General features: G+C 33.2%; 21 protein-coding genes and 1 riboswitch. Of the genes, 1 reads left to right on the plus strand and 20 read right to left on the minus strand.

Annotated elements, in window-relative coordinates; all coding sequences use genetic code 11:
- Positions 1–246 precede the first annotated feature (246 nt).
- Positions 247–1431, plus strand: a complete 1185-nt coding sequence (locus JNUCC83_RS05700; protein WP_454461251.1) for an iron-containing alcohol dehydrogenase — start codon at positions 247–249, stop codon at positions 1429–1431.
- Between the two features lie 65 nt (positions 1432–1496).
- On the opposite strand, the gene JNUCC83_RS05705 is transcribed toward JNUCC83_RS05700, so the two are convergent.
- The 20 genes from JNUCC83_RS05705 to recR all read right to left on the minus strand — a co-directional run bounded on the left by JNUCC83_RS05705 (position 1497) and on the right by recR (position 22488).
- Positions 1497–3044 (minus strand): HAMP domain-containing sensor histidine kinase, encoded by a 1548-nt coding sequence (locus tag JNUCC83_RS05705; RefSeq protein WP_454461252.1) that lies wholly within the window; start codon positions 3042–3044, stop codon positions 1497–1499.
- A complete protein-coding gene (locus tag JNUCC83_RS05710) occupies positions 3044–3733 on the minus strand; it encodes a response regulator transcription factor (RefSeq protein WP_454461253.1) in 690 nt (229 codons plus the stop codon). The genes JNUCC83_RS05705 and JNUCC83_RS05710 overlap by 1 nt, the downstream gene beginning before the upstream one ends.
- A gap of 227 nt (positions 3734–3960) precedes the next feature.
- Entirely contained in the window at positions 3961–5736 is a 1776-nt protein-coding gene (locus JNUCC83_RS05715) for an ABC transporter ATP-binding protein (protein WP_454461254.1), read from the minus strand.
- The gene (locus JNUCC83_RS05720; protein WP_454461255.1) at positions 5729–7459 is read right to left on the minus strand and encodes an ABC transporter ATP-binding protein; all 1731 of its coding nucleotides are present in this window, start codon (positions 7457–7459) and stop codon (positions 5729–5731) included. The genes JNUCC83_RS05715 and JNUCC83_RS05720 overlap by 8 nt, the downstream gene beginning before the upstream one ends.
- 152 nt (positions 7460–7611) lie before the next feature.
- The gene (gene guaC, locus JNUCC83_RS05725; RefSeq protein ID WP_454461256.1) at positions 7612–8589 is read right to left on the minus strand and encodes a GMP reductase; all 978 of its coding nucleotides are present in this window, start codon (positions 8587–8589) and stop codon (positions 7612–7614) included.
- Between the two features lie 181 nt (positions 8590–8770).
- Positions 8771–9526 (minus strand): ABC transporter permease, encoded by a 756-nt coding sequence (locus JNUCC83_RS05730; protein ID WP_454461257.1) that lies wholly within the window; start codon positions 9524–9526, stop codon positions 8771–8773.
- Complete coding sequence (locus JNUCC83_RS05735; RefSeq protein ID WP_454461258.1) at positions 9527–10405, minus strand: ABC transporter ATP-binding protein; 879 nt, start codon at positions 10403–10405, stop codon at positions 9527–9529. It abuts the gene before it with no gap.
- Between the two features lie 14 nt (positions 10406–10419).
- The gene (locus JNUCC83_RS05740) at positions 10420–11337 is read right to left on the minus strand and encodes an aldo/keto reductase (RefSeq protein ID WP_454461259.1); all 918 of its coding nucleotides are present in this window, start codon (positions 11335–11337) and stop codon (positions 10420–10422) included.
- 12 nt (positions 11338–11349) lie between these two features.
- The gene (locus tag JNUCC83_RS05745) at positions 11350–11979 is read right to left on the minus strand and encodes a GntR family transcriptional regulator (protein ID WP_454461260.1); all 630 of its coding nucleotides are present in this window, start codon (positions 11977–11979) and stop codon (positions 11350–11352) included.
- A gap of 1 nt (position 11980) precedes the next feature.
- On the minus strand, positions 11981–13135 hold the full coding sequence (locus tag JNUCC83_RS05750) for an ATP-grasp domain-containing protein (RefSeq protein WP_454461261.1): 1155 nt from the start codon (positions 13133–13135) through the stop codon (positions 11981–11983).
- A 247-nt stretch (positions 13136–13382) separates the two neighbouring features.
- Positions 13383–13955: a xanthine phosphoribosyltransferase gene (locus JNUCC83_RS05755; RefSeq protein ID WP_454461262.1), complete on the minus strand. Its 573-nt coding sequence runs from the start codon at positions 13953–13955 to the stop codon at positions 13383–13385.
- Positions 13956–14003: 48 nt separating this feature from the next.
- Positions 14004–14101: riboswitch (purine riboswitch) on the minus strand.
- Entirely contained in the window at positions 14085–15752 is a 1668-nt protein-coding gene (locus JNUCC83_RS05760; RefSeq protein ID WP_454461263.1) for a glycoside hydrolase family 73 protein, read from the minus strand. Its footprint overlaps the riboswitch before it by 17 nt.
- A gap of 17 nt (positions 15753–15769) precedes the next feature.
- A complete protein-coding gene (locus tag JNUCC83_RS05765) occupies positions 15770–17674 on the minus strand; it encodes a coiled-coil domain-containing protein (protein ID WP_454461264.1) in 1905 nt (634 codons plus the stop codon).
- 169 nt (positions 17675–17843) lie between these two features.
- Positions 17844–18713: a 16S rRNA (cytidine(1402)-2'-O)-methyltransferase gene (gene rsmI, locus JNUCC83_RS05770; RefSeq protein WP_454461265.1), complete on the minus strand. Its 870-nt coding sequence runs from the start codon at positions 18711–18713 to the stop codon at positions 17844–17846.
- Positions 18714–18757: 44 nt separating this feature from the next.
- The gene (locus tag JNUCC83_RS05775; RefSeq protein WP_454461266.1) at positions 18758–19090 is read right to left on the minus strand and encodes an initiation-control protein YabA; all 333 of its coding nucleotides are present in this window, start codon (positions 19088–19090) and stop codon (positions 18758–18760) included.
- Positions 19091–19104: 14 nt separating this feature from the next.
- Positions 19105–19923 (minus strand): PSP1 domain-containing protein, encoded by an 819-nt coding sequence (locus JNUCC83_RS05780; protein WP_454461267.1) that lies wholly within the window; start codon positions 19921–19923, stop codon positions 19105–19107.
- Between the two features lie 12 nt (positions 19924–19935).
- Positions 19936–20877: a DNA polymerase III subunit delta' gene (locus tag JNUCC83_RS05785; protein ID WP_454461268.1), complete on the minus strand. Its 942-nt coding sequence runs from the start codon at positions 20875–20877 to the stop codon at positions 19936–19938.
- Complete coding sequence (locus JNUCC83_RS05790) at positions 20877–21206, minus strand: cyclic di-AMP receptor DarA (RefSeq protein ID WP_454461269.1); 330 nt, start codon at positions 21204–21206, stop codon at positions 20877–20879. The genes JNUCC83_RS05785 and JNUCC83_RS05790 overlap by 1 nt, the downstream gene beginning before the upstream one ends.
- Before the next feature lie 17 nt (positions 21207–21223).
- Positions 21224–21877, minus strand: coding sequence for a dTMP kinase (tmk, locus tag JNUCC83_RS05795; protein ID WP_454461270.1), 654 nt, complete (start codon positions 21875–21877; stop codon positions 21224–21226).
- A gap of 14 nt (positions 21878–21891) precedes the next feature.
- Entirely contained in the window at positions 21892–22488 is a 597-nt protein-coding gene (recR, locus tag JNUCC83_RS05800) for a recombination mediator RecR (RefSeq protein WP_454461271.1), read from the minus strand.
- Positions 22489–22546 lie beyond the last annotated feature (58 nt).

Here is a 22546-nt window from a genome sequence, read left to right on the forward strand (position 1 = left end):
TAAAATAAAATAGTTATATAATTATATATACTTTAACACATAAAAAAGTAAAATAAATACATAAAATTAAATTTAAAAAATTAAAACGTTATCAAAGAAACATTAAATAACAAATAGATAACTTTATAAGACACGTTATACTTTTTAGATTTTTCAAACTTAATCAAAATGTACTCAAAAAGAACATATCATTGACAAATATGATAAATAATAAGACAATAACTTCATAGAAATGGGGAATAAATGATGAAAAACTTTGACTTTCATGCACCAACAAACACCTTGTTTGGAAAAGATCAAATTGAAAAACTACCGACTATTATTAGCAACTATGGAAAAACAGTATTACTTGCTTATGGCGGGGGAAGTATCAAACGTAGTGGGTTATATGATAAAATTTACGCACTGATTGGAAAAAATACAACGATTATTGAGTTAGGTGGTATAGAGCCTAATCCAAGATTAACAACCGTCATAAAAGGGGTTGAAATTTGTAGGGAACATAACGTCGATGTTATTTTAGCAGTTGGTGGTGGATCAACTATTGATTGCTCAAAAGCAATTGCTGCAGGGGTATTCTACGAGAGGAACCCGTGGGAATTTGTTGTAGGTGATGGTGAGTCTATTACACAAGCATTGCCTATCATTACTATTTTAACCATTGCCGCGACAGGCTCAGAAATGAACTGGGGATCTGTTATTACAAATGAAGAAACAAAAGAAAAATTAAGTTTCCATAATAGATTAGTTATCCCTAAAGTGTCTATTTTAGATCCAACTTATACTTTTTCTGTTCCTACTTATCAAACTATGGCAGGCTCTGCTGATATTTTTTCTCATTTGATTGAAAATTATTTTAATCAAACAAATGATACCATGGTTCAAGATGGTATTGCTGAAGGATTAATGAGAACTGTATTAAGCTATACACCTATCGCTCTAAAAGAACCTACTAACTATGAAGCAAGAGCCAATTTAATGTGGGCAAGTTCTTTAGCACTTAATGGATTGACTGGTAACGGAAAATTTGGCGTATGGTCTTGTCATCCTATGGAGCATGAACTAAGTGCCTATTATGATATTACTCATGGGATTGGCTTAGCTATCTTAACACCTAGATGGATGGCTCATGTGCTAAATGAAGAAACAGTGGAGCGATTTGCGTTATATGGCCATCGTGTATTTGATTTATCACTTGATGATGATTTATTTATAACAGCAAAAAAAGCAATACAATTAACGTATGATACCTTTATCAGTTGGGGTATCCCAATGACCTTGCCTGAAGTCGGAATTGATGACTCCCTTCTTTTAGAAATGGCTGAACAGGCAGTTAATCATTCCTCTATTAGTACTAAAGCTTATGTGCCATTACATACTAAAGATGTTTTAGATATTTATACTCAATCACTAAAACCAATGATTTTTTAATCAGACAAAATAAAACAAGGAACGCGTCTATTGTAAGATTGCGTTCCTTGTTTTATTTAAGCTAACTAGTCATGAATGACTGGTTTTTGTTCTACTTCTTTTTTTGTATCCACGACATAAGGAATAGATAAATAAAAAGCTGTTCCTAAGTCTACGTGGCTTTTAATGTTTATCGTTCCCTGATAATTTTCTATCAACTGTTGGGCTATTGATAGACCTAAACCATTTCCCCCAGTGTGACGGGCTCTTGCCTTGTCCACTCTGTAGAAACGGTTAAACACTTTTTCTATTTCTTCTTCAGATATTCCTTCACCAAAATCTTGTATCATGACATCAACATATTGATAAGATTTTGAGGCAGAGATAATCACTTCTTTTCTATCTTTTGAATATTTTACAGCATTATCCATTAAAATAATCAAAATTTGTTCAAAGTGATTACGATACATTTTTATTTCAACTGACGTATCTAAATCATCATCGTCTAAATTAAATACAAAATCAGGATACAACATCTGAAAATTACTTACAGTGGTTTGAATCGTTTCTTTTGCCAAACAGGTTTCATTTTTATAATGAAAATCAGACTGTTCGGCTCGTGATAAATCAAGCATCTCTTGCACTAAACTTTTCATACGCGTAATTTCCTGTAAAGAAGCACTCAATGATTCTTCTAGGACTTCCGGATCATCTTTTCCCCATCGATTTAACAAGTTCAAGTGTCCTTCGATCACAGCAACTGGTGTTCTAAGTTCATGTGAAACATCTTCAACAAATTGTTGTTGCTGTGTAATAAAACGTTCCATTCGCTCAATCATATCATTGAACGCTTGTGCTAAATCATAAATCTCATCTTGCGATTTAGGAACAGGCATTCTAAGACCGGTTTTATGAGCTGTTTCTATATTATTAAGAGTTTTAACCATCTTTCTCAATGGACTCGTAAAATAACTCGACAACAAAAAGCTCACAATAACACTGACAAGTAAACCAAATATACCGATTAATACCAAATTACGTAATAACTCAGTACGATATTTATAATAAAATCCTAAGTCGTAAAAACCTTGAGCATAGCCTATCAGTTTCCCTGTTTGACCCGAATACACAGGTTTTAATAACACTAATCCTGTGACATATTCATACGTTTTTATCGTTGTTTCTGATTGTGTGGCCTTATCAAATGGAACATAGCGATTTTTTGTTTCAAATACTAAATCAGCATCTTTATTGTATACCTTTAAATCCATTTCAGGTCGTGAAAGTTCAGAGATAAAACTATTTAGGTTCATCATTGTTGATTCCAAAGTATTAGAACCATAGTAACTATCACCAACATATTCACCTGTCGATTCTTTCAGATAAAAAACAGAGCTGTTAAAACTTAATGGCTCTGTTCCTCTTGAAAGTCTAGTGGTCACCTCAGAAACGGTTCGATTAAACGTTACTTTTTCTTGTTGAATCATTAGATTTGTGCTGATTTGGTAAGAAATCACTGCGAACAATGCAAATAATACTGAAATGACAAGCGATGTTAAAATCGTCCACTTTAACGTGATTGATTTCCAAGAAAACTTTGAGGGCATATTAAACTTTTTATTGAGATAACTCATTATGACCTCATGACATACCCTGTCCCACGAACAGTTTGTATGTAACTATCCTCTCCAGGAACATCAATTTTATTTCTTAAATAACGAATATAAACATCTACCACGTTTGTCTCAACTTCAATTTCATAGCCCCAAACTTTATTTAGTAAGACATCTCGTGAAAGTACCACATTAACATTTTCCATTAAAATAAGTAGTAATTCATACTCTCTTTTAGTTAACTCGATAATTTCATCACCACGACGAACCACACGATTTTCTTTTTCAATTGTTAAATCACGATACGAAAGAGTCGTTTGTTTTGTCACATTCTTATCACCTTCAATATCAATACGACGCAATAACGCTCTTAATCTTGCTAGTAATTCTTCAATAGCAAACGGTTTTACAATATAATCATCTGCCCCATGGTCTAAACCAGACACACGGTCAATCACTGAATCACGAGCTGTCATCATAATAATCGGTGTATTTTTTACTTGGCGAATACGACGGCATACTTCTAAACCGTTTAATTCTGGTAACATTAAATCTAATAATATGGCATCCCAATCTTGTGAAAGAGCTGCTTCAAGTCCAGTACGTCCGTTGTAATGAACCTCTGTTTCGTATTTTTCATGCTTTAACTCTAGCTCCACAAAACGGGCTAAATTTTTTTCATCTTCAATAATCAAAATCTTATTTGACATAAACACACATGCCTTTCTTGTAAACTTATATATACTTATTCATAGTCCTACTCATTATAACGATATTTTGATTAAAAATCTATTATAATTATTTCATAATTTTAAAGAATCCACAATTTATATAGGCTAGACGTACGTTAAAATCATTTAATTTAATGAAAATACTTTGTTATTTGAACGAACTTTTTACAAAACGAACAATCAATAACAGATTGTTCGTTTGTTTTCTATTCAAAGACAAATTGATTGTGATACAATTCGGCATAAAATCCTTCTTGATTTACGAGGTCAAAGTGTGTACCCACTTCAATAATTTCTCCATGATTAAGGACAACAATTAAATCGGCATCCAGAATTGTCTTTAGTCTGTGGGCAATGACAAAACTTGTACGACCATCAATGACAGCTTCCATGGCTTTTTGAATACGACTTTCCGTCACTGTATCCACGTTACTTGTCGCCTCATCTAAAATTAATAAATCAGGATTTGTGATAATCGTGCGAGCAATACTAATTAATTGCTTTTGCCCCACACTAAACACACTATTTTCATCACTAACGTGTGTGTCATACCCATCTTCTAATGAAACGATAAATTCATGAATATTGGCCTGTTTAGCTGCATAAATGACCTCATCATCTGTGGCATCAGGTTTCCCAAATTTAATGTTGTCTTTTATTGTACCTGAAAATAAAATAGAATCTTGTAAGACAATACCAATATGTGATCGTAAACTATTTAAATTGACCTCTCTTATGTCTCTACCGTCTATCTTAATGCTTCCAGAATCAACATCATAAAATCGATTGAGTAAATTCATGACTGTTGTTTTTCCTGAACCAGTTGGGCCAACTAACGCAATCATTTGACCTTTCTTAGCTTCAATCGAAATATCTTTTAAGATAGGATGGTCTGCTTCATAAGAAAAATCAACATGAGACAGCGCAACGTTCTTATTTAGTCCTTCTAATTCAGGTAAATGACGATCATCTGGCTCATCTGGTTGAACAAACACTTGATTCAATCGTTTGGCACCTGTAAAGGCTAGTTGCAACATACTAAATTGAGATGAAATCTGAGTCAACGGCATATAAAATTGTTGCGAGTATTGAATAAATGTAACAATTAACCCTAAACCTGCCGCTTTTTCAATACTGCCACTATTAACTAGCCAACCACCCGCAAAAATCACAATCGCTGTATTTAACAGAGAAATACCTTGCATTGTGGGAAAAAGAAGTCCTGAATACACTTGACCTTTAAAAGTTGCTTCTTTAACATCGTTGTTCACTTTTTCAAAACCTTCAATGGTTTCTTCTTCTAATCCATTGGTGATAATAACTTTTTGACCAGAAATTTTTTCATCAATATACCCATTTAATCTCCCAACACTTTCCTGTTGAATCGCAACTTTTTTCTCTGCTTGTTTAATAATAATGACAGCAAATAAAATTGCAAATGGTGACATTGCTAAAGTGATCCACGTCATCTGGGCATTTTCTCTAAACATCATAAACGTGACACCAATTAGCATGGATACATTTGTCAATACTTGAATCAATGCTTGGTTCATTGTATTTGAAATATTATCTAAATCACTGGTAAATCGACTTAAAATGTCACCATGTTGGTGCGTATCAAAAAATCGAATGGTCATTGTTTGTAATTTTTTAAATAAACTAATTCTCATGTCGTTTGTTGATTGTCCCGTCACACGCGACATCAAAATATTTTGAATAAACATTGAAATAGCATTTAACACATATAATCCAACTAACAATTTTATCACACTAGTAAATGGTGATTTATCCGCATGACCTACCGATAAATAAGCTCCTGCGTATTTCGCCAACTCTTCAATCGCTTTACCGGTAAACTGTGGGGCTTTAACTTGTAAGTAAGTTGAGAAGATAATTGCCATCATTATGACAAAAAATTTAATCTTATATACTTTTAGATAATTCCAAAAGAAACTGATTACGCTAGGTTCTTTATTAGTCAATCTCCTCAACCTCCTTTGATTTCTGTGTGTCGTATATTTCTTTATAGACGTCACTACTTAAAAGTAATTCTTTATGTGTACCTTGTGCCACTAACTTGCCTTCATCTAGCACCAATATCGTATCAGCTTGTACAACCGAAGATATTTTTTGAGCGATAATAAACACGGTGGTATCTGTTAACTCCTTAGCCAATGCTTCTTTAACTAATTTTTCACTTTTAGCATCTAACGCACTTGTACTATCATCGAGTATCAATACTTTTGGATGGCCAATGACCCCTCTGGAAATTGATAATCGTTGCTTTTGCCCTCCTGAAAAGTTTGAGCCACGTTCTTCCACTCGACTCTCAAATCCATCCATTTGTCGCTCAATAAATTCATAGGCTTGAGCAATGGTTGATGCTCGGTATAATTCTTTCTCATCAGCGTCTTTTTGTCCATGTCGTAAGTTATCGGCAATCGTCCCTGAAAAAAGAATCGCTCGCTGTAGCACAATGGCAATCGATTGTCGTAAATCTTTCTTACTCACTTTTTTCAAATCCACGCCACCAACATCGACCACACCTGTCGTTGGGTCATACATACGAGCGAGTAATTGTGCTAGTGTCGATTTACCTGACCCTGTTGCTCCAACAATTCCTACTGACATACCGTGATGAACATCAAACGACACATCTTTTAGTGTGGGTTTATCATCTCCAACATAAGTAAAACTAACCTCTTCAAATCGAACAGACCCATTTTTTATCTTCGATGACTTTGTCTCAGGAAGATAGGTTAAGGTTGGTTTGGTTTTTAAAATATCATTCAACCGTTTAATCGATACCATTCCACGACTAGCCATCATCAACATCATGCCCCCAATGATGATACTCATCATAATTTGCATTAGGTAATTCATAAAAGAAACTACTGCACTAATCGCTTCTATATCTGTTTTAGCAAGGTTTGCTGTAAAATATATAGACATGACAATAGCCAAGTTGGATATCAACATAAAACTTGGAATCATAATAGAAAACAAATTACCTACAGATATAGTATGCTGAGTTAATTTTTCAGATACCTCAGAAAATTTATTAATTTGATTGTCTTCTTGCACAAACGATTTAACCACTCTCATACCAGCTAGGTTTTCTTTTGCAATGCCATTACTTTTTTCAAGATACTGTTGAATTTTTGCAAAATGTTTTCCCATCATGCTAAACACAATCATCACTATTAATACAACTAACACAACCAATAGTATGATAATCCACCACAACTTTGGTAATGTCATCATCGCTAAAATAAAGCTTCCAATGAACATAATTGGTATTCTAAAAATACTTTGAAACATCATCATCACGACATTTTGAATTTGAGTAATATCATTTGTTAAACGAATAACCAAATTACTTGTCGAGAAAGTTTCAATATTCTCAAATGAAAATTCTTGAACCTTTTTAAACCCATCAGCCCGAATATCCGAAGCAACTTCTTGGGATAATTTAGCTGAGAAAATCGTGTTTAGTACTCCTGCTATTAATCCTAAAATAGCAACCACGATTAACAGAATTCCGACTTTTTTTAGTTCATCTTGATTTTCTGTCATGATGGAATTCATTATTCGTTGTAATAATTTTGGTTGCCATAGTTGTGAGCTGACCATTAAAATTGTCATAAATAAAGACAACCCAACTAAAGATTTATTTTGTTTTAATTTTGTTATTAAAATCCCCATGTTTCTCCTCCTCTTATCTATCAGAGATTATAATACATCAATAAAAAAGCTACTGCTAGTATTATGTGTCAAAAAATCATTATTATTTTAACGTTATTAATGCAAAAAACTACCAAGTATCTGACGACTTAGTAGTTCTTCTATTTTCTTTATTAGAATATGTCACCATTGAAAATTGAATTTTTTACAATCACATAGTCCACTTTACGGATGGCTTCAATGTCTTTACCACCTGCATAAGAAATAGATGATTGCAAATCTTGTTGCATCTCATTTAATGTGTCTTCTAATTTCCCTTTAAATGGTGTCCATATTTTTTTACCTTCAACATTTTTATGTTCACCTTTTTGAAATTCTGATGCACTACCAAAATATTCTTTGTATAATACACCGTCTTCTTCTTTCATTTCACCTGGAGATTCTTCATGTCCTGCAAATAGAGAACCAATCATGACCATAGTCGCACCAAATCGAATTGACTTAGCAATATCGCCATGTGTTCTAATCCCACCGTCCGCAATCAATGGTTTTCTGGCAGCTTTACTACATCGTCTCAGTGCAGCTAATTGCCAACCACCAGTACCAAAACCTGTTTTAAGTTTTGTGATACATACTTTACCTGGACCAATCCCAACTTTAGTTGCATCAGCTCCAGCATTTTCTAATTCCCTGACTGCTTCTGGTGTTCCGACGTTTCCTGCAATAACAAATGTCTCTGGTAATTGTTTTTTTAAATGTTTAATCATATTAATAACTGAGTCTGAATGACCATGAGCGATGTCGATAGTCACGTATTCTGGGATAAGATTTTCTTCTTTTAGCGCATTCACAAAATCATATTCTGCAGGTTTTACCCCAACACTAATAGAAGCAAACAATCCCTTTTCATGCATGTCTTTTATAAACTGTTTTCTAGCATCTTCATTGAAACGATGCATAATATAAAAATACCCATTTGATGCTAAGTACTCAGCAATAGGTTCGTCAATAATCGTTTGCATATTGGCTGGCACAACTGGCATTTTAAATGATCTACCACCTAAATATACGGTTGTGTCACATTCCGAACGGCTATTCACTACACACTTATTTGGTACTAATTGAACGTCTTCATAATCAAAAATCTTCATTTCCATCCTCCTAGAGAGTCAAAACGTGATATTGGGAATAAAAAGACGAATATTTATTTTTAAATAACAATTCAATGTTTCTTATTCCTATGATAATCTATCGCATATATAAAAAAAAAGCAAGAGCTTTTATCAAAGTTCTTACTTTTTTTAACTTAATGTTCGCATTTATGAATCATCATTACAAGTTCTGAGTTTTCATGAACTGTAATGAAATTAAAACAAACATTAAGGTCATTACTACAACAATTAAATTATTCATAATCATTATACCAGTTGTTGAAAAATTCAACGCTAATGGAATAAATGATAATAAGCTAGTCACTGCTGATTGCAACATTCCTAAACCTATAAATAAAAAGAATGTTAAATTATTTCCTTTAAGTATAATGGTAGCTGTTGCAATAATCACTAAACTGTTAATGTAAGAGACAAAACTTGAAGCAATCATTCCTAAAAATGAATACCCAGCCATATTTATCCCAGCCATAAACCCTGAAAAAATTGATTGAATATCAGCAACTTGTAATATTTTAAAGAAAATCAAAGCAAATGGGATAAAAACTAGAATAAACGTCAAGATGATATTCCATAGAAACATTGCCCCAATTTTAGCAAAAAACAACTGTGTTCTGTTAACACCTGATGATACTAACATGCTCATAACATTATTTTTATAATCCATCGATACTAAATGAAATGGGTATAAAAACATAAAAATCGTATTAGCAATAATTGTCAGAACAAGGAACACGATCATAAAACCAAAAAAATAATCATTAAACAGTCCACTGTTTTGAGTATAATTGTCAATAACATATGTAAAATAAATGGTGACAAAAATATTAATAATTGCAAGTATCCCTGTTGCCAAAATATATGTTTTATCTCGTACATACTTAAATAATTCCATTTTAAAAATTTGTGATGCTGTCATTTAGTTACTTCCCCCATTCAAATGATTATCTAGCAATGTGACTTTTTTCATTTCTAATATATCGACGTGTTGGTGATTTAGATGTTCTTTTACATCTGACCAACGTTCATCCTCAATATCTATCCGCACATAACCATTTGGTAATACTTGAGAGTAGTAATTAAGTGCCTCTAATATTACAAGAAAGGCTTCTTGATTTGTTGTATCTATGTCTCTTATTTTTTTATTTTCAAGTTCTACCAACGATACTTGCTGCATCATTTGACCTTTTTTCAAAATAATGACTTCCTCACACAATGTTTCAATGTCACTTTTTACATGAGAAGAAATAATCAGTGTCATCCCTTCAGATGTCATCTTTTTTAAATAAAATTTAAACCAATCCACCGTTTCACTATCAAGCCCTCTAAACGGTTCATCCAAAATTAAAATTTTTGGATCATGTAATAAAGCAATTAATAAAATTAGCTTTTTGACCATGCCATAAGAATAAGTTTTTACTTTTCTTCCTAAATACTCAGAAATATTCAGTTCTCTTGCTAGTGCTTCAGCTTTTGTTTGGTTAAAGTCACCACGTAACCCTGAAAAATACTCAATGTTAAACCAACCAGTTCTTTCTTTATAAACAGACGCACCATCTAATACAATCCCTAAGTTAAATAAAATACCATTATCATCTCTCACAGACACACCATTTATTTTGACATCACCCTCATAATCAGTAATGATGTTTGTCATACACTTAAATAAAGTGGTTTTTCCAGCCCCATTTGGTCCGATAATACCATAAGAATGTCCTTTTTTTAGACTTAAGTGATCAATCGATAACACTTCAAGTCCACCGTATTTTTTTACTAAATGATTAATTTCGATATCCATACTTTTTTCCTTTTTTATAATAATTTATAACCAGATGCTTGATATAATTTATACCATTCTTCTCTAGTCAACGTTATATCCGACGCTTGTGCAATTTCTTTTATTCTTTTGTCATTCATGCTTCCAACAATTGTTTGAATATTCGCAGGATGACGATTGATCCATGCGGTAGCAATAGCAGTTGGTGTCACTTGATAGGTTTCAGCAATTGTCTGTAACGCATTATTTAGTTCTTGAAAGTCAGGATGATCAATAAATACGCCATCAAAATAACCGTATTGATATGGTGACCAAGCCTGAACTGTGATATTATTTATCCTCATGTGATCTAATACGGCACCATCTCGGTTAATACCTGTGTCATTTTCCATGTTAACATTCATATTTGCTGCAACCATTCCAGCATGTTTCAATCCAAATTGTAATTGATTAACCACCAGCTTTTCTGACAAAGCTTGTTGCAATAAATCAACTGTACTTGGTGCAAAATTACTGACACCAAAGAATCTGACTTTGCCTGATTTTTTAAGTTGATAAAACGCTTCAGAAACCTCTGCAGGGTCCATTAAAGCATCTGGTCGATGTAATGCTAGAACATCTAGGTAATCTGTGTCTAGACGCTTTAAACTCTGTTCTACTGATGACACAATATGTTCAAAAGAAAAATCATAATATCCTTGCCTAATACCACATTTAGATTGAATATATATGTTCTCACGTGTTATCCCTAAATTTTTCCTAGCTTCACCAAATACACGCTCCGAGTCGCCACTTCCATATATATCTGCATGATCAAAAAAGTTTATACCAGACTCGATTGCTGTTTGTAAGACTGCTTCAATTTTTTCTTTTGGTAAACCCGCCATTCTCATACAGCCAAGTGCAAGTTGTGACGCCTCAATTGATGACGTCCCAAGTTGTATTGTTTTCATTTAATACCCTCCTTATAATTGTTGATCAATTAATTCTAAGTTCAAACGATTGATATAAACACGTAATTCTTTTCGTGCCACATCAAACTTTCTATTCAAAACAGAAGAGGCTATTTTCTGACTTAATTTCATTGTTTCATCATACAAAAAGTCAATTGACACATTTGGAAAACTAACTAGTGTTAACGATGACAATTGCGTTAAAATGGTTGTTTTCATCAAATCATTATCTAATGGCATCAAAAAATTTCGCCAAAACAAATGATAATACTCTTCTTTACTAATATAAGACTGTTGTTCCAACGATTTGAAAGATAAAAACGACTCATTATCAATCAGATATTCTCTAATTTGAAGTTGAAACAAATAATGTGAACACAACAACTCAATCATCTGAGTGCGTTCAATAAATTCTTTATTACTAATACGTTCTTTTTTTACGACAACGCCTCGATTAGTTTCTTTTTGCAAGTACTTTTCTTGCATTAACTGTTCTATAGCACCTCTAATAGGGGTCCGACTCACTGACAACTCATTTGCTAAATCTTGTTCGATAATATGATACCCATCCAACCAATTGTCTGTTTCAATTTGTTGTTTGATATAATCATATACTAATTTTTGTGTTTTTCCTTTTTTCACTCTAACCATCCTGAACATCAACAGAATCACTAACCAACCCTGTATATTTTATTTCTTGCAAACTCTCTTCCAAGTTTGTAGGAAAAACTTGTGCTAATGCATATAATTTTTCATGTTTAAATCCTTCATAAAGAAAAAATTGCCACTTATTTTTCTTGTCCATCAAATCATATAATTCAGACTTTTTATCATTTGGTATTGGCAACAAGTAAGTCGACGTTAACTGTTTAATACTTGGAATTGAAAAATTACAAATACTTTTAATATGTAAATCAAATATTGATAGATTACATGAATTTATGGTCAATAAATCGTGCTCTTTAGGGAACGTATAAATATTATTGACATATAAGTTATCCTCTTCCGTCAAAAAAAATGTGACTTTTACCGTTCCAGAAACACCCAACTCAGATGCGACACCTTTAGTAATTAGCTCCATTTGATCTACTGTCTCTTTTTTCAAATCATACCATTGGTCAAAGGATTCTATATATGGGATGTCGCTAATATATGTTGGTTGACTTTTCATTAAAGGGAAAATAGTATAATATCCTTCATCATTCACACATAACGTCACTTCCCACTCACTTTTCATCTCAATATAGGACTCAACAATGCATAAGCCATTTTGAATAAGAGGAACAACATTATTTATTTCATAAGGATTTCTGATGATTAAACTATTGTCTTGATTATATAATTTTCGTTTATCTTGCTTTACTATACACGGGTAACCAATTCTTTCAGCCGCATCGTAAACATCAGAAACGACAACCGCAGATTCATATGGTGTAATATTTATTGAATGCCCATCTAAAAATTGCTTCTGTAAATAACGATTCGTCAAAATAGACTGTGAATAACTGTTCTGTGAAAACACGGTTTTTTCTGATAAATGATCGAACGTGCTTTTATCTAATAATTCTGTAACGACTGTCACAATATCAGATACATCAGATAGCTTTAACAAAGAAACAGCATCATTTATATCACTAACAAAATGAGTGTCGGCAGATCTTCCGGCTATACAATGTATGGATTCAGATAAAACGGCTACTTTATACCCTAGCTTTTTTGCAGACAATACCAATTGATAGGATACAACCCCTCCGCCAATTATACCTATTGTACTACCAGGTAAAATTTTTTCCGACAATTTTTTTCACTACCTTCACCTTTTCTTTTAAAACACTTTAATAGTATCAATCTATTGTTAATGTGTAAAGGTTAAACAATAAAAAAGCAAGGACAGATAATTCCATCACTTGCTTTTTTATTAAAAGATATACGATATATATTATCATTTTATCTACTTACTTTAATCTATACCAAATTAATTTAACATTTTTTTGATTTACAAACAATATTGTCTTTTTATCTTAACATAACTATTTTCTAGATAATTATTCCACAAACGTAATCTCATTATTTTTAAGTGAAGCCACTCTTGCAAGTGAGTCAACAATATAGCCTTTTTCTTCTAGCAATTGACGTCCATCTTGAAACGATTTTTCAATAACAATCGAAATTGCCTCAATTGATGCTCCTGCTTGTTTACATAGTTCGATTAACCCTAACGCCGCCTGACCGTTTGCTAAAAAATCATCTACTACTAAGACATTGTCACCTTCGACTAAATATCTATTTGAAACAGCAATCGTATTCGTTGTTTGTTTGGTAAATGAATATACTTCCGAAGTGAGTAGTTCACTATTCATGGTTAAACTTTTTTGTTTTCTTGCAAATACGACTGGTAAACCTAAGTGTAGTCCTATAAATACAGCTGGGGCAATCCCTGAAGACTCAATGGTTACAATTTTTGTCACACCTTTATCTTTGTATGTATTTGCAACATGTTTTCCAATATCATTCATTAGTTGTGGGTCAACTTGATGTGTTAAAAAACTATCTACTTTTAAAATATTTTCATCCAATACTCTACCTTGTTCTATAATTGCTTTTTTTAATAATTCCATAATCTTCCTCCAAATAAAATAACCCCTTTTACATAAGTAAAAAAGGGGTTATTAACCTTTATTACCTATAGACTGATATTTACGGTATCAGGTAGAGACGACTTTCCTTATTAAAGTCATATATAAGTACTATTTTTTTGTTGTCAGAGAAGTTAATTTGGTTGGCGAAAAACTCTCAGCTAACTGAGTGACCATATTAATGCCTAATTCATTAACAACCTCTGCTGGTGAAGCTTTTTTCGCTTCTGATTTATCTGCTTTTTTCTCTTGTTTTGGTTGTTTATCATATTGCGTTAAATTATATGTATCTATAATACCATTTAATCGTTTATGATATTTTCGATCTTCTTTGTTCTGTGCTGTTAAATAAGCTGTAACTTTCCTAGCAGTATCTTTTTTAGAGCGTGTCATTTCTGAATATGTTGTTTCGTCTTTTTTAAGCTCAGCAACATAATCTTCTATGGCTTCATCTGTATTAGCATATACTTTGTATTCTCTAGTATCTAACTTGGTCTTTTTAGAGTCAACATCTGTCACCAACGTCTCCAACTTAACAGATTTATCGTTATTTTTTCCTTCTATTTGGAAAAGATTAGAACTCTCAGATAAGTCATTTAATCCAGAATTACTCTTAATTACTGCTTCAGCAAGTAACACTGAGGCATATAAATCGTTTTTATCAGCAATTTCTTCCACTTTTGGAGCAATTCCTTTGATAAATTTTTCAGTTTCTTTTGTTTTTTCAACTTTTTCTTTTGTTGGTTTAGCTGAATCGTACTGTGTTAAATCATATGTTTCTATTAGACCATTTAATTTTTCATGATATCTAGAGTCAGAAGCGTAACGCCCAGTCAAATACTTAGTTGCCTCTTTATAGTCCTTCGTATTTGATTTCCAAGCTCCTTGATAAAAAGTTGATCGTCCAGATACCCCACCTGACATTAACATAGCATAATCTTCCAGAGATTCTTTATAACTTGGGTATTTTCTGAATTTGGCATTAACAGTAAATAAACCACCGTCTCCACTTTCTTCTAGTGTCGCCATTTCAACTGACTCACCTTTATATGAGCCTTTGATACCAAACAAGTTATAGTTAGGTGTTCTAGCAAGGCTGCTATTTCCAGACCCACTTTCAAGAATGGCTTGAGCAATCATAATTGAGGCATATAAATTTTTCTTTTGTCCAATTTCTCGAGCGTCTTCTCCAATTTCTTCAACAAATTCTCCAGTAGTTTGATTACGAACATATGCTATGGGTGACGTGTCTTTCTTACTTTCATCACTGGAAGTATCTGTTTTTTCATTACCCTTAGAGCTTGTTGTTGAACTGCCATTTGAGACAGGTTTTGACGTAGATGCACTTGGCTTCTTACTAGAACTTGTACTTTCAGAAGTCGAACTACCTGTGGACGACCCAGTACTGGATGAACTGCTTCCCGACGTTGAACTACTAGATTCTTCGGTTGGTTTAGATTCAGAAGTTTCAGCCGGTGGTGCTTCGCTCGAGCTTTCAGTTCCCTCAGGTGTTTCAGCCGGCGGTGTCGTTTCAGAGCTTTCCGTTGGAGAATCTAAATCCGTAGCGTCAGCTTCTGATGTTTCTTTAATGTTACTTTTTAATAGATTTTCATTGACATTCAAGCTAAATAAAGGCTTTGGGGCAGAGAAAGATTCATCTGTCTTTGATACCGCTATAACTTCTAATACCGGCATACAAACTGACATAACGGACAAACTAACTCCAAGGATTGTATTCACAAATACTTTTTTTGACTTGTTATTATTTTCTTTTTTCAACTCTTCCCCACTCCCTCTTATATGCGATCGATGTCTCCAATATTTTCTAATTTTCTTAATAATTCTGAGAAGACACTTTCAGATTCATATTTAATCGTTTCTAATTTTCGATAGTAATTTCTTGCTTCTTGACTGATAGTACTTAATTCTGATTCAGCATCAACAATGCGACGTTTTGCTTCTTGATTAGCCGTTTCAACAATCTCACGTGCTTTTGCTTGTGCTTCAATCATTACTTGAGCAATGTCTGATTGATTCATTCCCATTTGTTGTTGTGCTTTTGCTCTTCTAAGTTCTTCTTGAGTTTGACGAAGTTCTTCTTGTAAAATTGCAACGTCTGACCCTTTTTCAGAACGTAAACGTTCTACTTCTGTTTCTAATTCTTGTGCACGATTTCTTTCACTGCTCAAATCAGTTAGACTTGTAGTCAAACGTTCTTGCTGAGATCTCATACCATTAATTTCTTGTTCTAATTCATCAATAATACGTTGACTCTCACGCAATTCCGCTAATTCTTTTTCTAATTTTTCAGTTTTGCTTAATTGATTTTCAAGATTTTCAGTCATTTGCGTTAACTCCTGTTCCATTTTCTCACGTTTTTCATTAGCAACTTGTGCTACTGATTGTTCTTCTTGATACTTAGCTGTTAATTTTGCTTCTAATTCTTTTGATTGTTGGAGTTCATCTTGTAATTCAGTTAATGCTCTCTGAATATCTTTTAATTCTAGCAATTCAACTGTAGTAGTGCTCAACTCATCTTCAACATTTTTTAATTTTGAGGTTAACTCTTCATTCGTTTGACTCAACGTTTCAATTGCTTCTTTATTGCTTTCAATAATTAAATCTTTTTCTTGAACTTCATTTTCAAGCGTAGAAATGATTGACTCTTCAGAGCCATTGCCAGCTTCTCTTAGTTCTTTCAATGAGTTGGTTAATGTCACATTGTCTTCTTTAACTTGGTTTAATTCTTCTGTTAATTGAGTAATACCTAATTCTTTTTCTGATAATGTTCTTGTTAATTCTTGAACTTCATCATCTTTTTCATTAGACTCATTTGCTAGACGTAGCACATCTTCATCTTTAATAGCAATTTGTCGATTTAACTCTTCAATTTCTGCTTCTTTTTCTGATAAAACAACTGTTAACTCTTGTACTTTTGCTGTATTTTCATCTAAAGTAGCTTCTACTTCTGCTAAAGATTTACTTGCTGTTTCAAGTTTATTGACAAAATCAAGAATTTCTTCGTCTTTTGTCTTAACTTCTACTTCAATTGACGTTAACTGTTTTGTTTTTTCCAACAACTCAGCTTGTAATTTTTCATTTTCATCTTTTAATATACTATTTTCTTCTTTAGTATGATTAAAATCTAATAATTTTCTTTCTAGTTGTTGTTTATCATCAAGGATTGTTTCATAACCCTCAATTTGACTACTTAATAAATCATTATGCTCTTTTAATTTTTTCGCCTCATCAACTTCTTTGACATAGCCATCTTTTTCAATTAATAATTGATCTATTTGAGCACGTAATTTTTCATTTTCGTTTTCTAACACACGTAAGTCTGATTGATCTAATAATCCCATCTCAAGTGGTGTACTTAAGTTAGGTTCTTGAGTATTTTCCTCGGTAGAAATGTTTTCACTACCACTAAAAGCAGACTCTGTATAAAATTGATTTGATTCATTGTATAAATCATCCACATCATCTTCACTGTCGTCATCTTTCGAAATTAAGGGGATACTTGGTTCTTGTACTGCATCCTCTTCCTCATAGTAGTAATAGTAATAATAGTCGTCGCCATCATCCTCTTCACTATCATAAAACAATTCACTTGTCGTTTGAGCTACCTCACTGGAATCATATTCTTCTTCATAATCCTTCTCTGGATCATCGTTTTGTCTTCTTAGCCATCTATTAAACAACCAACTTTCACCTCACTATAATTTACTTATCTCTTGTATCGAATTCTATAATTAAGCACAAAAAGTTGATTATAGAAATTGTACATATATAATGAAATTATATCACACAGTCATTATTATGCAAGATTTTTCGGACTATCTGTTTTTCTTTAAAAGCTTTCAATCAATCTTATTGTTGGTGATATTCCTTATACACTTCTTGTTTTTTTATCCCTCTAATTTTAGATGCTTCTTTAATAGCTTCTTTAGCAGTTATTCCTTTTGTTTCTATCAATGAATCAACATGCTCAACAACTGATAATGAGCCATCATAACTCATCTCATTTTGCGTAGTATATTTATTTTCTAATAGTAAACAACACTCACCCTTGATTGTATTTTGTGATAAATATTCTATTAGTTCATTCATATCACCACGTAAATATTCTTCATGTAGTTTAGTCAACTCTCGGCACAGCACTAATCGCGTGGTCTCCGGAAAAACTTGGGACATCGTCTCGATTGTTTTCAACACTCTATACGGGGACTCATAAAAAATAAGTGTGGCTGAAATCTCCTTTAAACGTGATAATTCATTCACTTGTTCTGATTTTTTTCTCGGTAAAAACCCATAAAAATAAAAAGGTTGAGGAGACAATCCACTAGCTATTAAAGCTGTCATGCCAGCAGTTGCACCAGGTATGGACACAACAGAAATATTTTGTTCAATGCACGCTACAACCAAGTCATGTCCAGGGTCACTAATTGAAGGCATCCCTGCATCACTCACTTGGGCAATGTCTTTTCCTTCTTTTAATAACTGAACAATAGACGGAATTTTTTCATGCGAGTTATGCTCATGTAAGCTTGTTTGTTTGGTTTGTACGTCAAAATGATTTAATAATTTTTGTGTGTTTCTTGTGTCTTCGCTTGCAATTAAATCAACCTCTTTTAATAGCCTAACTGCACGAAAGGTCATATCTTCTAAATTGCCTATTGGTGTTGGTACTAGGTAAAGCTTTCCATCACCTTCTTTTGAAAAACTTTTTTGCTTATTCATTAATTTCCTCCTTAAAAAAACTGGTAGGAAAATTCCCACCAGCTTTATTTACCATAAATCATACTGGAACAAAACACACATTCTTCTTGATTCTCACGTCTTGAGCCATAGAAATCTTTACACACATGAAAGCCTTGTTCATATAATTTTTCTAAATTTAGTCTTGATTTTGATAGCTCTTGTTTCCCATCATCAGCCGTTTCTTGCTTTTCTAACTTATCTAATTTGTCATGAAGATGTTGATTTTCTAATTTAAGATTTAAGTTTTCCTCAATCAAATCATCAACAATCGGTTTCATCTCTTTCACCTGATATAACATGGTTTCTAGTTGACGTTCTACATTGACTAACTCATCATATAATTTTATTTTATCCATGCTATTCTTCCTTTTTAACCATTTTCTTTTTGAGTCGCAACTAACTCATCATATTGATACTCAACTGGGGTTTCTCTTGAAACAAGTTTTACTTTAATGACTTCACTTAGTAAATTTAGACCAATCACTTTTCCCATACCATCAGGTGTTTCGACTTTTTCACCAAAGTCGGGCATCATTTTTCTTAATCTCTCGTACTCGTCATTTTCATAATTTAAACAACACATCAATCGACCACATAACCCAGAAATTTTCGTTGGATTTAAAGATAAGTTTTGATCTTTAGCCATTTTTATTGATACAGGGACAAAGTCTCCTAAAAAAGTACTACAACATAACGGACGACCACATGGACCGATTCCACCAAGTTTTTTTGCTTCATCTCTAACACCTATCTGTTTCAATTCGATACGTGTTTTAAAAATAGCTGCTAAATCCCGCACCAACTCACGAAAGTCAATACGACCATCAGCGGTAAAACTAAACATCATTTTACTACGATCCAAAGTATACTCTACATCAACTAGCTTCATTTCTAGCTGATGTTCTCTTATTTTTTTCTTGGCAACACCAAACGCTTCTAGTGCATCTTGTTGATTTTTTTCAACTTGCTCCAGTTGCTTATTTGTCGCAACTTGCAAGATAGTATTCAAATCATCCGGCAAATCCTGTTTATCTAGTTCTTTACTTGGTAAAGCCACCTCTGCAACATTTTTCACCTTTTGTGATTCCACAACTACTTTTTCTTTATAACTATATTGTTCACCTTTTTTCGGTAAATAATAATAAATTCGTCCTGATTGTTTAAATCTAACGCCAACTACTTCTACCACAGTGCATTCCTCCTAATGAGATGTCATAATTCTCAAAGCCAGTTGTTCACATGTATTCTGAAAACTAACATTCGATGCTAGTTTTTGTTTTGATTCAGTAGCAATCATAATCATTTTAACATAGTCAACCTCATTAGAAAACTGTGTATTTACCTGTTGACGCATCTTTATCTTCATCATCGCTATTAATATCTCAAGGAATTGCCGTTGTTGATTTTTATCTTGTGCATGCTTAAGTAAATATTGTTGCACAAAAAGAAATGCTCTCGAATCTTTTTTTTCAAAATATTCTAGCCACTTGGTTAATAGTTTTTTAGTCTCCTCAAACCACTCATCTTCTACTAACGCATGTGCATCATCAACTGAATTGGTTAACTCAACTAACAGCTCCACATTAGAGAAGTTATCAGCTTTTAGTTGCTCCTTTAGTTGTTTTTTAGGCATTTGTTTTAAAACAATTATTTGACATCTTGACTGAATTGTTGGTAACAAAGCCATTGCATTATGCGTTAGAAAAAATATATACAGTTGACCATCTGGCTCTTCGATAAATTTCAATAAACTATTCGCTGATTGGACGGTCATTTTTTCGGATTCACTAATTATCAACACTTTTTTTCTCGATTCAACCCCACTACTAGTAAAAAACGATTTTGTCTGTCTAATTTGGTCGACCTTTATAGTTTGTCCATCTGGCTCTAAATTAGCAATATCTGCATGCTCATCTTGCTCAATTCGTAAACATGACCGACATTTTCCACACGGACTACCATCCCTTTCAGGCTCCTCGCAAAATAATCCCTGACACATATATAAAGCAAACTGCTTTTCTTCTGTTAAATTATTTCCTTGAATAATATAGGCGTGACTTAATGTCTGTTCTCGAAAAACATGTGTCATTTTTTTATAAAGCAATGGTTGACGTTGATGGATAGTTTCTTTTATCTTAGTCATTAAAAATGATAAAATCCTTCCACTGGCATCACAAACACTGTTGCTCCACCTACTTGAATTTCAATTGGATGAGTCGACTGAGCATCCATTGCTATGTCCATAGAAATAGGTGGTGTCATGTATTGTTCTCGTGAATGACAGACTGATTTTATAATTTCTAACACTTCTTCAACCCGTTCATCCTCAATCCCTATAATAAAGGTCGTGTTTCCAGATTTTAAAAAGCCACCAGTTGTTGATAATTTTGTTGCTCTAACGTTTTCTTTATTAAATGTTGTTTGTAAACGAGAACTGTCTTTATCTTGTATAATTGCTAATAATAATTTCATCATGCTCACCCTTTACTTTAGTTAATAAATAAAATTGGAAATGTTTCTTTAATCAAAGTATAACAATTATCGACCACATTTTCTATTGATTGACTTGCATCAATCAGCTGAACTCTCTCTGGTTCACTTTCTAAAATGTCTAAATAAGCTGAGCGAACTTTTTCATGGAATTCAAGAGATTCTTTATCTAATCTATCTAAGTCTTCTTTTTTTCTTCCTTTATTAATCCGACTTAAGCCAACTGATGCTTCAACATCTAAATAAAGTGTTAAATCAGGGTAATGACCTTCAATCGCAAAATCATTGATTTCTCTGACTTCTTTTATACCAATGCCTCTTGCTGCCCCTTGATAAGCTATTGAGCTATCAATAAAGCGGTCGCACATAACAAGATGGCCTTTATCTAAAGCAGGTAATATTTTTTCAACCAAGTGTTGTCTTCTAGCGGCTGCATACAAAAGAGCCTCTGTTCTATCATCCATCATGGTATGAGTCGGATTTAAAATAACCTGACGTATTTTCTCAGAAATGGGAATACCACCAGGTTCCCTAGTTGTCACTATCTCAGTATCAATATCATTTGATAACTTTTTTACCAATTCATTGATTACCGTTGATTTTCCAGCGCCATCAGGGCCTTCGATGGTAATGAATCTTCCTGTTCTTAGCATGTTATCCTCCCTCATTATAATTCAGTTCTACCTTCAACAGCTTTTAATAAAGTAATTTCATCCGCGTATTCAATGTCACTACCTACTGATAGTCCATGGGCTAAACGTGTCACTTTAATGCCAGAAGGTTTAATTAATCTTGAGAGGTACATGGCTGTTGCCTCACCATCTGTTGTGGCATTTGTAGCAATGATAACTTCTTGAACCTCTTGGTTATGCAAACGTTTAATTAAACTTGCAATGTTTAAATCGTCTGGACCTGTTCCATCCATTGGAGAAAGCACACCATGAAGCACGTGGTACAGTCCTTTATATTCTCTAACCTTTTCAAGCGACATCACATCTTTTGTTTCTTCAACCACTAAAATGGTCGATTGATCACGGTTTGGGTTTCGACAAATGTCACATGTTTTTTCTTCGGTAATATTGCCACATATCTCACAAAAATGAAGGTCTCTTTTGACACTAATCAATGATTTAGCAAAATCTGTCACATCTTCTTCTTTCATATTGAGTGTATAAAAAGCTAATCGTGTCGCTGTTTTTGCGCCAATACCTGGTAATTTCATATAACTATCTATCAATTTAGCAATTGGTGCTGGATAATGCATGAAAAACTCTCCTTTTATCTGTCAAAAAACAGGAAGTTTCCCTCCTGTTTTCTTATCA

The sequence above is a fragment of the Vagococcus sp. JNUCC 83 genome, assembly GCF_053667615.1.

Bases quoted from the DNA above. Each gene is read 5' to 3' on its own strand.
- JNUCC83_RS05700 (WP_454461251.1), top strand. From the start codon at position 247: ATGAAAAACTTTGACTTTCATGCACCAACAAACACCTTGTTTGGAAAA.
- JNUCC83_RS05705 (WP_454461252.1), bottom strand. From the start codon at position 3,044: ATGAGTTATCTCAATAAAAAGTTTAATATGCCCTCAAAGTTTTCTTGG.
- JNUCC83_RS05710 (WP_454461253.1), bottom strand. From the start codon at position 3,733: ATGTCAAATAAGATTTTGATTATTGAAGATGAAAAAAATTTAGCCCGT.
- JNUCC83_RS05720 (WP_454461255.1), bottom strand. From the start codon at position 7,459: ATGGGGATTTTAATAACAAAATTAAAACAAAATAAATCTTTAGTTGGG.
- guaC (WP_454461256.1), bottom strand. From the start codon at position 8,589: ATGAAGATTTTTGATTATGAAGACGTTCAATTAGTACCAAATAAGTGT.
- JNUCC83_RS05730 (WP_454461257.1), bottom strand. From the start codon at position 9,526: ATGACAGCATCACAAATTTTTAAAATGGAATTATTTAAGTATGTACGA.
- JNUCC83_RS05735 (WP_454461258.1), bottom strand. From the start codon at position 10,405: ATGGATATCGAAATTAATCATTTAGTAAAAAAATACGGTGGACTTGAA.
- JNUCC83_RS05740 (WP_454461259.1), bottom strand. From the start codon at position 11,337: ATGAAAACAATACAACTTGGGACGTCATCAATTGAGGCGTCACAACTT.
- JNUCC83_RS05755 (WP_454461262.1), bottom strand. From the start codon at position 13,955: ATGGAATTATTAAAAAAAGCAATTATAGAACAAGGTAGAGTATTGGAT.
- rsmI (WP_454461265.1), bottom strand. From the start codon at position 18,713: ATGAATAAGCAAAAAAGTTTTTCAAAAGAAGGTGATGGAAAGCTTTAC.
- JNUCC83_RS05775 (WP_454461266.1), bottom strand. From the start codon at position 19,090: ATGGATAAAATAAAATTATATGATGAGTTAGTCAATGTAGAACGTCAA.
- JNUCC83_RS05785 (WP_454461268.1), bottom strand. From the start codon at position 20,877: ATGACTAAGATAAAAGAAACTATCCATCAACGTCAACCATTGCTTTAT.
- JNUCC83_RS05790 (WP_454461269.1), bottom strand. From the start codon at position 21,206: ATGAAATTATTATTAGCAATTATACAAGATAAAGACAGTTCTCGTTTA.
- tmk (WP_454461270.1), bottom strand. From the start codon at position 21,877: ATGCTAAGAACAGGAAGATTCATTACCATCGAAGGCCCTGATGGCGCT.
- recR (WP_454461271.1), bottom strand. From the start codon at position 22,488: ATGCATTATCCAGCACCAATTGCTAAATTGATAGATAGTTATATGAAA.